The organism is Methanobacterium aggregans (assembly GCF_017874455.1).
Classification (GTDB): domain Archaea; phylum Methanobacteriota; class Methanobacteria; order Methanobacteriales; family Methanobacteriaceae; genus Methanobacterium_C; species Methanobacterium_C aggregans.
In genome coordinates this window covers 63,611-79,206 of the sequence record NZ_JAGGLN010000001.1, presented here as the reverse complement: position 1 = coordinate 79,206, position 15,596 = coordinate 63,611, and the positions used below count along the sequence as shown (strand labels likewise).

Here is a 15,596-nt window from a genome sequence, read left to right as displayed (position 1 = left end):
TTAAAATAGATTTTGTATTGTAATCATAAATATTTAATAGGGCCATACCTATTTAAATAGTTGTATTCTCTTTTCATTCGTTAAATATATACGTACTAATTTAATATTTTTTTGTATATCACATTTATAAGCATTCATTAACAGTTTCTATGGAATATTTCACTTCACTTACTTTCTTTGACGTGGCCCATATAACTCCATGAGCCTTTGAAGTCGTGATATTATATAAACATGAAGGAGGTGAAAAGATAAGAAAACAAATAACAGTGCTTATCTTTGCTTTAATTGTTCTTTTGGTTTCTGTTTCCGCAGTTAGTGCTACTGATATCTATGTGAATACCACTGGAAATGATACAATTGGAAGCGGTACCGCAGAAAATCCATTCCTCACAATAGAAAAAGGAGTAAACACAGCAAAAGCAGGAGATAATGTAAACATTGCAGACGGAACATACAGTGGAACAGGAAACACAAACATCACCATCAATAAAAACATGAACATAACAGGTCAAAGCCAGGCTGGAACCATAATAAATGGAACAAGTAACAACTGGATCTTCAGGATTTCAAAGGATATGACAGTAACAATCAAAAACATAACATTGACCCAAGGAAATACAACTGGTACTGGTGGTGCTATCGATAATAGAGGTACTTTGACTGTGGTTAACTGTAACTTTACAGATAACCACGCAAATACTCACGGTGGTGCCATTTTCAATGAAAAAAACTTAACTGTGAGTAATTGTACATTCAACAACAACGATGCAACATATTACGGTGGTGCCATACAAAACGGGAACATCTTATATCCAGAAAGAAGTAGATTAAATGTACAAGACAGCAGCTTCACAGACAACCATGCTGGTAATGGGGGTGCAATCTCCAACTGGGGTACCTCTATAATCGCAAGCAGCAACTTCACAAGTAACAATGCATTGGAGGGATCTGGTGGTGCAATCTACAATGATGGTGGCATTCCCTTTGTAGGTAATTTAACTGTCACCAACAGCAACTTCACAAAAAACGTCGCAGGTGATTACAACATTGGCAATCCCTATGGTCATGGTTACGGTGGTGCAATTTGTACCAAGTACGGTGACCTGAATGTGGATGGTTGTACTTTCACAGGAGAAAATGCATTACGTGGAGAAGGTGGTGCAATCTACAGTCTGAGGAGCAATTCTAAGGTTACCAGCAGCAGCTTCACAGGCAACTGGGTCTACCGTGGAAGTGGTGGTGCAATCTACAGTGAAGGTACATCCTTCAATCCAAATGTGTTGACCGTGATCAATTGTAGTTTCATAAAAAACATTGCACAGACCGATGGAGGTGCTATAGGCAGCTGGGGCAGTTCTATTATTAATATAACTGGCAGTAATTTCACAAACAACACTGCAAACAATTACTATGGTGGAGCCATCAAAATCTATGGTACATTAACTGTTACTGATTGCAGCTTCACAAACAACACATCAAATTATTTTGGTGGCGCCATCGGCAATCACGGAGTATGCACAGTAACAAGTAGCAGTTTCCTGAATAACACCTCACGAGAAGGGGGGGCCATATGGGGTAGTGGACGTTATGTAAAAGTTACTAACTCCAATTTCACAGGTAACCTTGCAACCAATGGTAACTGGGGTTACGGTGGGGGTGCCATCGGTACAATGTGTAACTTGGATGTGATCAACTGTACATTCACAGCCAACAATGCAAGTTACGACGGCGCTGCCATATGGAACAGCAACGTCACACAGATAGTCAACTGTACATTTACCAATAACCATGCGGAAAGCGGTGCAATATGGAACACAGGTGACGGTACCTGTACAGTTACAGGCAGCAGTTTCATAGGTAACACTGCAGGTTTTGGAGCTGGTATCGAGAATTATGGTATCATAACCATTGACAGAAGCAGCTTCCTAAACAACAGGGCAAGTAACGGTGGAGCAATTTCCCATTTAGGTAAAAGCTTGACCATCACCAACAGCAACTTCACAGGTAACATGGCAATAAATGGTGGAGTTATCTGGGCTGCTTATAATAGTCATTCTTCTACAGGCCCATTTTCTATAAGCCGCTGTATCTTCACAGGTAACAGGGCAGTGCAGGGCAGTGTTGTATGGAATGATAGAGGTTCAGATACTGGTGTAATGCACTTCAACCGCATATTTGGAAATACGGGAAAGGGTGATGTGTATTCTGCCAGCGGAGCAGTAGATGCAGAGAACAACTGGTGGGGTGACAACTTCAACGGAACCCATCCAGGTGCAGCCGGAAGGGTGAACAGCAACGTTGATGCTGATCCATGGATCGTGCTCAGATGGAGTGCTTCCCCTACAACTCTGGTTGGTCTCTCAGGCACTTCAACCGCAACTGCAGATATGAGGTACAACTCCAACGACGTTATTCCAGGCGGATCACTGCCAGATGGAACAGTTACATTTGCAGTTAACAATTCAGGAAACCTCAACCCAGTGAATGGGACCATGGGCAGCACAATGGTTGCAACAACCTTTACTCCTACGAAGTACGGTTTGAGCACAATAACTGCAACTGTGGATGGTTTTTCACTCAGTACGTCGGTTCTTGTGGAGGGAACATCAACCAGTTTAACTGTCGGCGCTGCTTCAGGCTACAAAGGAGACAACACAACCCTAACAGCAAGACTATGGGACACAGACAGTAACAAGGCTGTTGCTGGTGAAACCGTTGACTTCTACGTGAACGGTGTCTACGTGGGCCAGGGAACCACTGATGCAAACGGTGTTGCAAGATACACCTACAGTATAACACAGAACGTTGGAACCTACACCATAAACGCAACCTTCAACGCAACCACACAATACGAACCTAGCAATGGAACAAACACCCTTACTGTGGATGCAACACCAACCAGTTTAACTGTTGGTGCAGCTTCAGGCTACAAAGGAGACAACACAACCCTAATCGCAATTCTGTGGGACACAGCACATGACAGAGCAGTTGCTGGTGAAACCGTTGACTTCTACGTGAACGGTGATTATGTAGGCCAGGGAACCACTGACAGCAACGGTTTGGCAACCTGCAACTACAGCATCATCCAGAACACAGGAACCTACACCACAAACGCAACATTCAACGCAACAACGCAGTATGCAGCCGCCAACGGAGCAGATACTCTAACTGTGGATGCAACACCGACCAGTTTAACCGTTGATAATGTAACTGGAAACAAAGGCACAAATGTGACTTTGAAAGCAACTTTAACTGACACTGCCCATAACGTGGTTATCAGCGGTAAAAACGTGACTTTCAAGGTGAACGGTACAACTGTGGGCACCGTTACAACCGATGCCAACGGGGTGGCTACTCTGCTGTACAACATCAAACTTGTGGGTGGAAACTACACCGTTGATGCAGTATTTGCTGCAGATGATCAGTACGCAGGTTCCAATGTTACAGGAACACTCAAGGTTCCACAGTCCAGTATCTATGTTGTGGTAACAAGCAGTAAAAAGGATCCAGGCATCGGTGAAACATTCACCCTGACCTACAAGCTCGGGAACAACGGACCAGATGAAGCAGAGAATGTTACAATAACCATCCCATTGCCTGAAGGCTTTGAATTAAGCAACATCAGTGGTGATGGAAACTGGACCTACAACGAAACAAGGAGAACCATAACATGGACCTTCACAGACCTTGCAGTGGGTGACCCGTACCTCTACATTACAGGTAAACTCGGTGCAGCTGGAGCTTATTTATTCAGTTCCTCAATAGCTGCAGACACCTACAACAGTGGCGCAGAGGGAGTAACTCCAATAACCATCAACGTGGAAGATCCAGTAGCACAGGTAAATGCAGCTGGCAGCACAGTGGCAATGCAGGAAACAGGAACACCAATAAACTACCTTTTAATTGCAGTACTCGTGGTTTTAAGTGGATTGATGGTACCTAAAAAGAAATAAGTCCCTTCCTTTTCTTTTTTTATTTTTTTGGTTCACAGTTAAGGGTTTAAAATCAGATCAAAAATAGTAGCATACTTATTTTATTAAATTAAGCTTTTAATATATCTTTTTTTACTAAATTCAGATTTAATATATCTATTTTTAAGTTAGTTTCTAAATTAAGCTTTAAATTAAAAAAATAGGGATTGATAATGATGTTGAGAAACTTTGAAATTTCATTATAAATTTTCTTATTTTTAAATTTTGTAAGATATAAAAATAGTAAAAGAATAAGCTGCTGCTAAAACCTGATAATGTGAACGATAAGATGATAAAAAATTGATTTGAAAAAGGAAATTCATGGAAACTGTAAATAAAAAGATTTAATGTTTAAGATCTTCTTAAAGCTTCTCCTTATCCTTCATCTGTTTTTTAAGAAGGAAGTTGATGTCTATGAGGTACTTTCCCTCTTCATCTGAGATTATTATGGAGTCCTCCTTCATGAGTGAGGGCAGGTCCACCTCGTAGATTCCATTGTCCCTGACCATTATGGTCTCAACAGAATCCCCAGTTATCTCATGGATCTCCTTAACCTTGCCTTTGTGATGGTATTCAAAGAATTTGCTCCCGCATTCTGGACATCCATTCAGTATAAGATCCTTGGAATCTTCTTCAAATTCAGCACCACACTTAATGCATCGATGCATCTGCATCACCCAGGTTCGCGATCATTGAAAGGAAATTGGACCGCTTCTTAACCGTTTTCATGACATTTGCAGGACCTATTATAGTTATTCCTATTGTTTTACGCTTTGAAAGTCCGAAGAATGATTTTTCATCCTTTTCCAGGGTGTATATGTCGATTCCCATGAAGTTCTCAACATCTATCTCCCTCATGGTGGTTTCTATAAGTTCAGCTTCCTCTTCAGGTGCCAGTCCCCCCTCAATCACAACAAGATCTCCATCTTTCACCCTATCCACTATCATAGATACCTTTTCCATGCTGGTGTGGGATGTGAGTGCATCGGAGGATAAAAAATCCATTTTTAGAGCATTTATATTAACTTCATCCATTTTATTGACCTCAAAGAGTTTTATCTGAAAGTTTCCACCATTGCCTGGTAAAGATCCCCTGTGTTCTCACCGTGAAGTGCTGAGATAGGCACCACCTTGTGCTGTGGGAAGACAGAAAATATACGTTCTGGGGAAGATTCTGGAAGGTCTATTTTGTTGGCAACTATTACGAAGGGTATTTTACGGGCTTCAAGGTTTCCTATGATGGTGATGTTTGCCTGGGTCAGTGGGTCCTTGGTTGCATCCACAACCAGTAAGACACCCGTAACATCATCCAACCATTTTATAGCTTCTATTATGCCCTTTGTTGCTTCCTTAGCCCTTTCCTTTGCCTCTGCCTCAGATAGTCCAAATTCCAGGAAGTTTTTATAGTCTATCTTGGTTGCAATACCGGGTGTGTCCACTATATCAAAGTCCAGTTCAACTCCATTCTGTTTGATTGTGACCTGTTCCTGCCGGCACACCTTTCTTGTTTCGTGCGGAATCTCTGAAACAAGACCTATGGGTTTTCCAACCCAATCGTTTGCCATTGTATTGGCAAGTGTGGTTTTACCAGAATTGGGGTGGCCGTAGAATCCTATTTTTAGTTTCTTTTCTTTTCCCATTAGTTTGTCCAGAATGTCCTGGAAGAATTTTCTCCTGAAGAATTTTCGCATGCTTATCACTTTATCACTCTTGGTAGCTTTGACCGGGTTGGAGTATTACAACCTTAACATTTGGATTGGATGAACTGACCATGTCCTCAAATTCAAGGGGGTTCTGTTCAATTGCAGGGTAGGTGTTGTAGTGCATTGGAATGATCACCTCGGGATTCAACCATTCTGCAGCTATTGCAGCTTCAAATGGTCCCATTGTGTATCTGTCCCCGATAGGTAGCATGGCTATGTCGGGACTGTATATATGGTTTATCACAGCCCTCATATCTGAGAATATTCCTGTGTCCCCTGCATGGTATATTTTCCTGCCGTTTTCAAGTTCTATTATAAATCCTGCAGCACTTCCACCAGCACTCACTTCATCTATGAAGTCCATGTCTGAGGAGTGGAGTGCGTTGACCATGGTTATTTTGATGTCCTGTAACTCCACAGTTCCACCGATATTCATTCCAAGGGTTTCAAAACCCTGTTTGGAGAGGTAAATCGAGATTTCATGGTTGCAGACCACAAGTGCCCCTGTTCTATTTGCAAGTTCCATTGTGTCCCCGAAGTGGTCTGCATGGCCGTGTGTGACACATATTATGTCTGCCTTTAATTCTTCAACCTCCATGAAACATGCAGGGTTGTTGCTTATGAATGGATCTACGAGTATCTTCAGGCTGTCGTCTGTCACTATCTGGAATGCGGAGTGTCCAAGCCACCTTATCATCATTGTTTTTTCTCCAGGTTTATGTTCTTTGAAATGCTCCATGCATCTTCAAAGAGTCTTTCAATTTCCTCTATGGATTTCTGGTCCTTGTAGACAACTCCAACCTCGAAGCTTTCATAGATTGGGTCTGTGGAGATTATCAGACCATTGGTTTCATCTGAAACAACTGCAACTGTGTGCACGTGGGGCATGGTTCGTATCTTAACATCGTTGTCCATGAGGAGTTTGATGAGTTCCACAGAGGTTTCATCATCAAGACTTGCCTCCTGTATGATCATCCTGCTTTCTGTGTCCATGAATTTCTTTAAAACAGCAACATCTATGTTTCTGACCCACGGATACATCATCACTATCTTCCTTTCAGATTTGGATATTGTGTCTTTCAGTGCATCCTGAACATCACTGGCATCAAAGGACCAGATTATGCTTGGTTCCTGGGATTCTGATTTTAACTGGTCAAGGGTGCCCTTGAAGGAGTCCAGTCTTTCATCAATTAAACTCTCCAGATCCTTTGCATTCTGGATGTAATTCTCTTTCAAACGGTTTAACCGGTTTTTAACAAATTCATCATCCTCTTCTTCCTTCCTTGATTTGGAGATCTTCTTGGATTTTTGAGGTTTCAACTTATTGACATTAACAGATTTAACCTGAGGTTTAGGTTTAACTGCAGGCTTAGGTGCTGGTTTAGGTTTATCCATTTTAGTTACTGGTTTTATTTTACCCACCCCTGGTTTAGATCCTTCTTCAGGAACCTGTTTTTCAGTTACAGGTTTAACTGGAGTTTCACCTGTTTTTTCCATTTTTCCATTGGTTTTAGAAGCCTTTGCTGCCCGTTTCATGTAGGATTGGTTGGATGGGTCTGCCCTTTCTTCAGGTTTGGCCTTTTTCACTGGTTTTATTGGTTTCTTTACTGCAGGTTTTGGTGCTTCTTTTTTATCTGCAGCTTCAGGTTTGACTTTCGGTTTATCTGCAGCCTTAGGCTTAACAGCAGGTCTTGGTTTTACTGGAGAAGGTTTTTTAGGGCTTTCAGGTTTGATGTTTTTGGTTATCTCTTCAAGAACTACCTTCTTGTCTTGGTCTTTAAACTGTTTTTCCGGTTTTTTTACAGGAGCTTTTCTTGGGGTTGCCCGTTTCTGGGATTTTGAAAGGTCTATTCTGCTGGCGAAGATTATCACAATAATGAATCCTAAAACAAAACAACAAAGTCCAGCAAAGAAAAATAGAAAACTTGGTGGTGTTGCAAATCCTAGGTACATTAAATAAACTCCACCAACAACCAACAGCCCCCCAAAAACTGTAACAAGTAAATTGATCATCTTATACCTCCAATATAATATTACGTATACCCTTTAAATTTATAAAGGTTCCCTATTATCCATGGCATGTTTCATTATTATCTCCACTGAATCCTCTGTTCCACTGTACTTGGAGAATGTTTCAATGGTTTCTTCAGACCTCTCCTTCAGGGTTTCATCCCCTAGAAGTTGGTTAACATCATCTGCAATTCCCCTAGGCGTCAGCTCTTTCATGTTCCTGAGAAGGGATATTCCATATTTTTCAACGTGCACTGCATTCTTATGCTGTTCTGGATGGTTATCTATTGGAACGATGATGCTGGGAATGCCCAGTGCTGTTACTTCCATTGAGGTTGTATGGCCTGCAAGGCTTATCACCATATCTGAAAGTTTCATCCATTCCATCATATCCTCAAGGAAGGTCTTCTTTATGATCTTTTCAGAATCAGGTATGAAATCTGATCTTATCCTGGGACCTGTTACCATGACGATCCTGTCACAGTCCATCATATCTGAAGCCCTGCATATGATCTTAAGAAGCCCCACTCCAAATTCACTGCCACCCACAGTCACGAGAACTATTTTATCCTCATCTTTGAAGCCGAACTTTTTTCTAAGCTCAGCTTTATCTGGAATAGCAAGGGGGTCCTCCTTGAGAAGGGGACCAACAAAAAATACTTTATCCTCTATTTTAGGAGGTATTTTAATTGATTCTGGAACATCAGGGATGATTATTGCCCTGCAGAGACGTGAAACATCTTTTATGAATCTTTCAAGCCCGTTTTCAAGGTATTCCACTGTTTTGTCCTGGGGGTAGATATCAGAGAAGTTGAAGGTCAGCTCATTTGCCACCAGTACACAGGGCACTCCAAGGACCTTGGCTGTTATTGGAACTGAGTAATGAGAATCCGCCACAATCAAATCTGGTTTAAAATCCTTTATAACCTTTGATTCACTGTATATGCTTTTAAGGAATATGAAGGGGGTGTCTATGGATTTCTTTGCAGTGTCCTTGATGTCCAGTTCTCCCTCCCCGCCGTAAAACTTCAGATCCGGGAGTTTTATTACATGGTATTTGTTGTATTCCTTGAGCATCTCGTAGCCTGAGCCGTAGCTTGCAAAGAGAACTTCAACCCCCTTCTCCATGAGTTTTCCTGCAATGGCTGTGCATCTTGAAGCATGGCCCATACCTATTCCACAGGGAATTATGAGTACTTTCATGAAATTGAACCTCAAAAGCTAATATCAACATCGATTGTATGGTAAGACATATTGTCTGAACATACCATCCCATAATAATTTTTGTATATGTCTAAAAGAACGTTATTGAGTTGATATCTATATAAAAGTATAATTAGTATAAGGTTTAGATTTAACCATGTAAATAACATTATAAATAATTGTAGAATATAGTTATTGTATCTTTAACAGGGGTTTTGGGAAATGATTTTAGATAGAACTATTTTAAAAGATGAAGGTGGACAGGGGGCAGCAGAGTACATACTGTTGTTCGGCGGAGTGATTGTTATAGCCATATCTGCCCTTTTAGTGTACAAAGAATACCTCAAAAGCGGAGTTAATTTCAATGCAGCAGAGGACATGAACACAGTTCGAGTTTGTGCAAATAAATAACCCTTTATTTATTTTAAAAAAAAGTAAGCTTTTATTTTAACCCTTTTTATTCTTTAAAAAATAATGTTCATTTTTAAAATTTTATTTTTTTAAAACATTTGAAGATCAATGGGATACTGTGTACTTTATGATATCCTCAAAGAGTTTATCAGAACCCTTCCCTGTGCTTAAACTCCAGGCAAGCTTGTTCTTTAAGATCCTTTTTTGTTCTTCCTTCTGGGTGTTTATGTAGTAGATGGTTCTGTTAAAGAGGCTGTCTATGTCCTCCTCAATAAGGGATGATAGTTCCTCGTTCGTAATTGATTCAAGTTTCTTTCTAAACAGCCTTTTAAGTTTGTAGGAGGATTCTTTTACTTCTTCAACATCTGAGCTTTCCAGTTGTTTGATCAAATTATCTATTTCAACGAAGTCCTTCTTCAACTTTCCGAAGATAACTCCTTCAGGTCTTATGGACTGTATCCTTTTCACACCTTCGTAGACATCAAAATCGTAGCCGATTATGTATATCTTCTCATCCTTCAAAAGGGTCATGAGGGATTCATTTATGGTTTTATCAGACACAGGATTATCAGATTCTCTCCTGATCTCCATCATAAGTTCCTTTTTGGATAGCTCCCCACCACTTAAAAGTTGCAGGATTAATTCTTTTAGATTATAATTTTTGGGCATAGTAATTACACTTTACTTTTGTTATGTGATACTATGCACATAATCATATATAAAAATTGATATTATGTGAGCAAAAAGCAGAGGCAAACTCTTTAATATGCATCTTCTTAAGGATGTAGATTAAAATGATTCAATAAGCATGTATAATGCAGAATTCCAAAGAAAAAAATATATATAGGACTAAACTATAAAGAAAAGTGTTGATTATTAGGGAGGTAAAAAATATGAACTTTTTAAAAGACGAAGCAGGACAGGGAGCAGCAGAATATATTTTATTATTCGGTGGAGTAATCGTTATAGCTATAGCTGCACTCCTTATATACAAAAACTACATCCAGAACAGTAACTTGAACTCTGCTGATGATGCTCAAACAGTAAGAACCAACGTCGGTGGATGATTAAAATCTGGAAATGTGGAAGTTCATGTTATTAGATGAAAAAGCACAAATAAGCGCCGAAATGATATTACTCGTAGGTGCTATACTTGTGATTGTAATTGTAGCCGGACAGTACATATTCGGCATATCAAAGTCAGTAGCAGGTAACATAACAGAAGTTGTGGACACTGCAAGAGACAGCACAATCGGTAAAATGTAAACTTCCACTACTTCTTTTCTTTTTTAAAATAAATTTATGTGCTCATTTTAACTTTTAAAGTCTATTTTTCTTAGAATTATCCTCTTATTAATAATTTTTTAAGATAAAAAGAAAAAGAAGGTAGATTATTGATTTAATTCAATTTAGTGGATCTAGGTGCCCATACTGAAACATCGTTATTCTCATAGATAGGGGTGAAATAAGTAGAATTACTCCTTTCAACAGCTATCCTCGTGAAAAGTGAATTTTCAAATTTTTTGTCCAAAACAGCGTACTCGTTAATGTCCCTCTGAAGTAGAACATAGATATTACTGTTTTTGTTTAAGTAACGCTTCGCAATTGTTCCATTTTTTAGGGTGATCACACAGTAGGGTGTTTCCTTATTCCATGTTACATGACCAGTTTTAGGATCCAGGGTTAAGTTACCATGATTCACAAGAGAGTTCCCTGAACTATCCAAATCACCATGAGCGTAGGTGTAATTCCCCATCTGCATCGTATTGAAATCCCAGGTTCCAAACTTGAAGTACCATGATCCCTTCAGACCCACGTTCACAACAATAAAATGTCTTGGATGGGCAGGATGTGTGAAGTTCAAAACATTATCTGCAGAAGTATTATTCAGATGATATTCATTGACAAGCACGTTCTTTGCAGAGCTTTTATCAAGGCCTAAAATATTGTTAAGGATTTCAGCACTTTTTATGGTGTTCATCGTGTACTTATCCAAGGTTATGTATCCCATATCACCACTTGTTGCAATCATTTTGAATATGCCATAGGATAAACTTTCATTTGTTGTTGAAAAAGCTCGATCTATCCAGTATTCTCTTGATGTGCTTGGAGATTTACTCCCATATGGATATGAACTGTCGAACTGCCTTGAGGGTAGTGTTTCAACATAGGCTGTTCTTCCATCATATGCAACTGGACGATCTGATACTGCAGAAAAGAAATGACCATAACTCCAATCTGTAATTATAACTGTGTCGTTAGGTGTGTTACTGTTTATCCAGGTTGCTGCATTCCACATATCATCATTTGCACCAGGTATCAACATTTGCATGGATTCAGAAGTATTGAAAACTGCAGGAACACTCACAAGCAGCACTAAACACAGAGAGAGGATTGTAATTAAATTTTTATTTCTGCGGAATACCTTAAATCTCCCACTTCTTTTAAGTAAAGATAAATAATCAACTGCAAGCCCCACCATTATTCCAGAGCTTATGACAAGCGGAGGTATGAGGAGTATTATGAATCTTGCACCCTTGGTAAGTGAAAAAAATCCAATTATAGTCCATGATACCAACAATAAATAAGAAAACCATGTCATTTTACTTAAGAATTGTTTTTTGAGTTTTTTGTTCAACAAAACCCTTAATATCCACATAAGACCAAAGATACCTCCAAAAAATGCAGGCCCAATGCCTGATAAAACTTCATAAACCGAGGGTATTCCAAGTTCTGATACAGATACATATGTATCTGGCCACGGTGCCCATGTACCATTAGCACTGGACAAGTTAACAAGTTGAATTGGCCCCATTAAGAACTTCATAACATTCAAAAATCCTGTCAGAACACCAATCAGTATCACAGTTAGTACTGAAAAAATACCCACTGTAACAACAAAATTTTTCACAGAGTTCCCCTTCAACTTCATCCAAACTGCGTAAACTATGGAAAAAACCAGTATTATGTAAAACTGGTACTGCCATCCATTCCATGCAATTGAAAACAGTAACATGGAAAATGCTGATAGAATTGTGTATATCACTCTTATTCTTTTGTTTTCACTTTGAACTGCCTCAATAAAAAGCCATGTTACAAGGAGAGGAAAAAGAACGTTGAACATGTCTGTGTCAAACCAGGCAGGCACTGTTCTAATAAAATAAAAAGGAGCTGTGACTGTCAGGATTCCTGCAGCAGCTGCACCGTAGTTGTTTGTGAATCTTCGTGTGAATATGTATGCAACGACTCCTGCCAGTGGGGCGAATAATGCGGGCAACCAGAAACAGACCGATAAAAGTGGCACAGCTGCAAATAAGTTTATAAATTTGTAGATGAATGCTGTGAGATAAACTATGAGGGGAGGATAATCCATTGGAACTCCTGAAGGGGCGTAAGAATGAAAATCCCATTCTTTACCGTTTACTTTAGTATCTCCCATGTATCCGCGTTCTATGTAATTTTTGGTCATCCTATAATTGTAGTAAGAATCCATATCATACATGTAGGGAAGACCGTTTTGATCCTGATAGTAAGCCTGTTCACTTGCTGGAATGCCTGTTAAATTAACAGACTCCACTCTAAGAATGAAACCCGTGGCAAAAATGATTACACACAGGAAAATTATTAATATTTTATTTTTTGACATGCACATCCTCTAACATATAGAATATTCACAAATTTTCATACATATTGCCACACAGTAACTGTACCTTTTCTGTAAATTGGTTTGAACATTGTTGAATTACTGTTTTCAACCCACAGTTTCATGAACATAGAATTTTCAAGACTCTTATCAATTACAACTGTTTTATTAACGTCCATAAGCACCGCAACAGAAAAGTTGCTGTTATTATTTATTCTTTGCTCTTTCATAGTCCCATTTTTGATTAATATAAATGAGTAAGGGTAACTTCCATTCCACGTTATATCCCTAGTTTTCATGTTCATTACAACTTTATTCGTTGAATTCAAGATAGTTCCATTTATAACAAATGTACCGACTGAATATGTGTAGTTGCCTTCTTTAACATCATTGAAGTCCCATTCTCCAAATTTGAATATGGCCTTCCCCCTACCTAATGTATTAATAGATGTCACAAGTACAAAAGGTCTTGAATCACTTGGATGAGTATATTGAAGCACATTTTCAGCTTGTTCTTCATTTAAACCATATTTAGTTAACAATATCTCTTTTGCAGTTTCATTGTCAACTCCAAGTATACTATTTAATATCATAACACTCTGGGTTGTATTTTTTGTGTATTGATCCAGGGTTATATATCCCATATCCCCACTTGTGGTTAACATCCTAAAAATGCCCAGAGAAAGTGTCTGATTATCCGTTGAAAATGCATGATTTATCCAGTACTCCCTTGAACTACTTGGAGATTCACTGCCAAATTTATAAGCACCATCAAACTGCCTTATGGATAAAGTTTCAATATAAGCAGTTCGTCCATCAAAAGAAACTGAACGGTTAGCAATAGCTGAGAAAAGATGTCCATAACCCCATTCCACAATAACAATAGTATTATTTTGAGTGTTATTATTTATCCAAAGAGCAGAGTCCCACAAATCATCATTTGCACCAGTTTGTAAAGCACATGTGGACTCATACACACTAAAAACTGCAGGAACAGTCACTAATAAGATTATAACTACTTTAAATATTTTAATCACACCTTCTCTTTGAAAGATGTTCAAGACGTGATTTTCTTTTAGTAGGGACAAGTAATTTATCACTAATCCTATTAAGATACCGGAACTTATAACCAGAGGAGATATAAGCAGTATCAGGAACCTCGAACCTTCTTCAAAAGAAACAAATCCTATTAAAGTCCACGCTATCAACATTAAATAAAAAAACCAAGTCATTCTATTTAAAAAACGTTTTTTAAGTTTTGGATTTATCATTACTCTTAATATCCAAAGAATGCCAAGTATGCCTCCAAAAAATGCAGGACCAACTCCAGACATCACGTCCCAAATTGAAGGTTTTTGAAGTTCTGAAACAGAAACATAAACATTAGGCCATGGATACCAAACGCCATGAGAGCTCAACATCTTGAGGAGAGTTTGAGGTTCTTCAAAAAGGTTTATTACATTCAAAAATCCTGTAAAAATTCCTACTAATAGTAATGTACTTACAAAATATATTGAAATGATGTAAGCACAATTTTTGACATTCCCTCCCCGTATCTTTCTCCATAAAATGTAGATACTTGTGAATATCACAAGTAGATAGAATTGATATTGCCAACCATTCCACGCAAGTGCAAACAGGACCATTGCAAATGCAGCTGAAAGTGAAAGTATAATCTGATTCTTGAACTTTTGAGCAGTTACCGCTTCAACAAAAAGCCATGTGACCAAAATTGGGAAAAAAACATTGAACATATCTGTGTCAAACCATCCTGGAACAGTTCTAACAAGATATAAAGGAGCTGTTACTGCTAAAATGCCTGCAGCAGCTGCTCCATAATTATTTGTATAACGTCTGACAAAAAAATACGTCATAATTCCTGCAAGTGGACCAACAAAAGCAGGTATCCAGAAGCAAACCACCAAAAGGGGAACAGATGCAAATAGATTTATGAATTTGTAAACAAATGCAGTTAAATAAACTATAAGTGGGGGATAATCCATCGGAACCCCTGAAGGAGCATAAGAATGAAAATCCCACTCAGTACCATTTATAAAGGTATCTCCAGTATGTCCATGTTCCAAATAATTTTTTGTCAAACGGTAGTTGTAGTATGAGTCCATTTCGTACATGTATGGAAGGCCATTTTGATCCTGATAATAAGCCTTTTCATCGAGTGGAACTCCAGGAAGGTTAGTTGATTCCACCCTCAAAACAAATCCTACCATGAATATTATTAATATAATTATTAATGTTATTAATATTTGCTTTTTTGACATGATTCCTTAATCCTTGATAATTAATGTAAATTCATTCAAAACTATTTTAAAATCGTGAATATATTTTAACCCTTTTATTCTATTATTTGTTATCTCTTTATAATCTGTTAAATTAAGGTTAACAGATTGATCCCAAATAATAATAATAATAATAATAATAATAATACCCGTAGTTCTAATTCAATTTGTGTATCTCATTTAAATTTGCATTTTTTTCATAATTCCATAATATTTGATATTTAAATAGCAATATAAAACTAATGTTTGATGGCACTTTCATTAGAGGTACTATTCCTATAGTTATAACATAATTCTTCTTTCAATTTTGGTTAATATCTTTATTAGGATTATATATCATGTTACATTTTTATATTAG

General features: G+C 38.3%; 13 protein-coding genes. 4 read left to right on the top strand and 9 right to left on the bottom strand.

Annotated elements, in window-relative coordinates; genetic code table 11:
• Positions 1 to 293 precede the first annotated feature (293 nt).
• Positions 294 to 3,953, top strand: coding sequence for a beta strand repeat-containing protein (locus tag J2756_RS00370; protein WP_209580998.1), 3,660 nt, complete (start codon positions 294 to 296; stop codon positions 3,951 to 3,953).
• A 380-nt stretch (positions 3,954 to 4,333) separates the two neighbouring features.
• Here the strand turns inward: J2756_RS00370 and J2756_RS00365 are convergent, their stop codons facing one another.
• Genes J2756_RS00365 through J2756_RS00340 form a run of 6 tightly spaced genes read right to left on the bottom strand, consistent with a single transcriptional unit; the run spans position 4,334 to position 8,887 of the window.
• Positions 4,334 to 4,639: a Zn-ribbon domain-containing protein gene (locus tag J2756_RS00365; RefSeq protein ID WP_209580995.1), complete on the bottom strand. Its 306-nt coding sequence runs from the start codon at positions 4,637 to 4,639 to the stop codon at positions 4,334 to 4,336.
• Positions 4,623 to 5,006 (bottom strand): DUF2073 domain-containing protein, encoded by a 384-nt coding sequence (locus J2756_RS00360; protein WP_209580992.1) that lies wholly within the window; start codon positions 5,004 to 5,006, stop codon positions 4,623 to 4,625. Before J2756_RS00360 ends, J2756_RS00365 begins: the two co-directional genes overlap by 17 nt.
• A gap of 20 nt (positions 5,007 to 5,026) precedes the next feature.
• A complete protein-coding gene (locus J2756_RS00355) occupies positions 5,027 to 5,662 on the bottom strand; it encodes an Era-like GTP-binding protein (RefSeq protein ID WP_209582259.1) in 636 nt (211 codons plus the stop codon).
• A 13-nt stretch (positions 5,663 to 5,675) separates the two neighbouring features.
• Positions 5,676 to 6,374 carry a metal-dependent hydrolase gene (locus J2756_RS00350; protein ID WP_209580989.1) on the bottom strand — a complete coding sequence of 233 codons (699 nt, stop codon included), beginning with the start codon at positions 6,372 to 6,374 and terminating at the stop codon, positions 5,676 to 5,678.
• Positions 6,371 to 7,687 carry a hypothetical protein gene (locus tag J2756_RS00345; RefSeq protein WP_209580987.1) on the bottom strand — a complete coding sequence of 439 codons (1,317 nt, stop codon included), beginning with the start codon at positions 7,685 to 7,687 and terminating at the stop codon, positions 6,371 to 6,373. The genes J2756_RS00350 and J2756_RS00345 overlap by 4 nt, the downstream gene beginning before the upstream one ends.
• 39 nt (positions 7,688 to 7,726) lie before the next feature.
• Positions 7,727 to 8,887, bottom strand: coding sequence for a UDP-N-acetylglucosamine--N-acetylmuramyl-(pentapeptide) pyrophosphoryl-undecaprenol N-acetylglucosamine transferase (locus J2756_RS00340; protein ID WP_209580983.1), 1,161 nt, complete (start codon positions 8,885 to 8,887; stop codon positions 7,727 to 7,729).
• A gap of 222 nt (positions 8,888 to 9,109) precedes the next feature.
• On the opposite strand from J2756_RS00340, the gene J2756_RS00335 reads away from it, so the two are divergent.
• Positions 9,110 to 9,298 carry a class III signal peptide-containing protein gene (locus J2756_RS00335; RefSeq protein WP_209580979.1) on the top strand — a complete coding sequence of 63 codons (189 nt, stop codon included), beginning with the start codon at positions 9,110 to 9,112 and terminating at the stop codon, positions 9,296 to 9,298.
• Between the two features lie 105 nt (positions 9,299 to 9,403).
• Here the strand turns inward: J2756_RS00335 and J2756_RS00330 are convergent, their stop codons facing one another.
• A complete protein-coding gene (locus J2756_RS00330; protein ID WP_209580976.1) occupies positions 9,404 to 9,967 on the bottom strand; it encodes a hypothetical protein in 564 nt (187 codons plus the stop codon).
• Between the two features lie 224 nt (positions 9,968 to 10,191).
• Between J2756_RS00330 and J2756_RS00325 the strand changes: the two genes are divergently transcribed.
• On the top strand, positions 10,192 to 10,365 hold the full coding sequence (locus tag J2756_RS00325; protein ID WP_245315850.1) for a Flp family type IVb pilin: 174 nt from the start codon (positions 10,192 to 10,194) through the stop codon (positions 10,363 to 10,365).
• A gap of 25 nt (positions 10,366 to 10,390) precedes the next feature.
• Entirely contained in the window at positions 10,391 to 10,564 is a 174-nt protein-coding gene (locus J2756_RS00320) for a class III signal peptide-containing protein (RefSeq protein WP_209580969.1), read from the top strand.
• 133 nt (positions 10,565 to 10,697) lie between these two features.
• Here the strand turns inward: J2756_RS00320 and J2756_RS00315 are convergent, their stop codons facing one another.
• Both J2756_RS00315 and J2756_RS00310 read right to left on the bottom strand, forming a co-directional pair.
• Complete coding sequence (locus J2756_RS00315; protein WP_209580966.1) at positions 10,698 to 12,944, bottom strand: STT3 domain-containing protein; 2,247 nt, start codon at positions 12,942 to 12,944, stop codon at positions 10,698 to 10,700.
• Between the two features lie 35 nt (positions 12,945 to 12,979).
• A complete protein-coding gene (locus tag J2756_RS00310; RefSeq protein WP_209580963.1) occupies positions 12,980 to 15,220 on the bottom strand; it encodes an STT3 domain-containing protein in 2,241 nt (746 codons plus the stop codon).
• Positions 15,221 to 15,596: the final 376 nt, after the last annotated feature.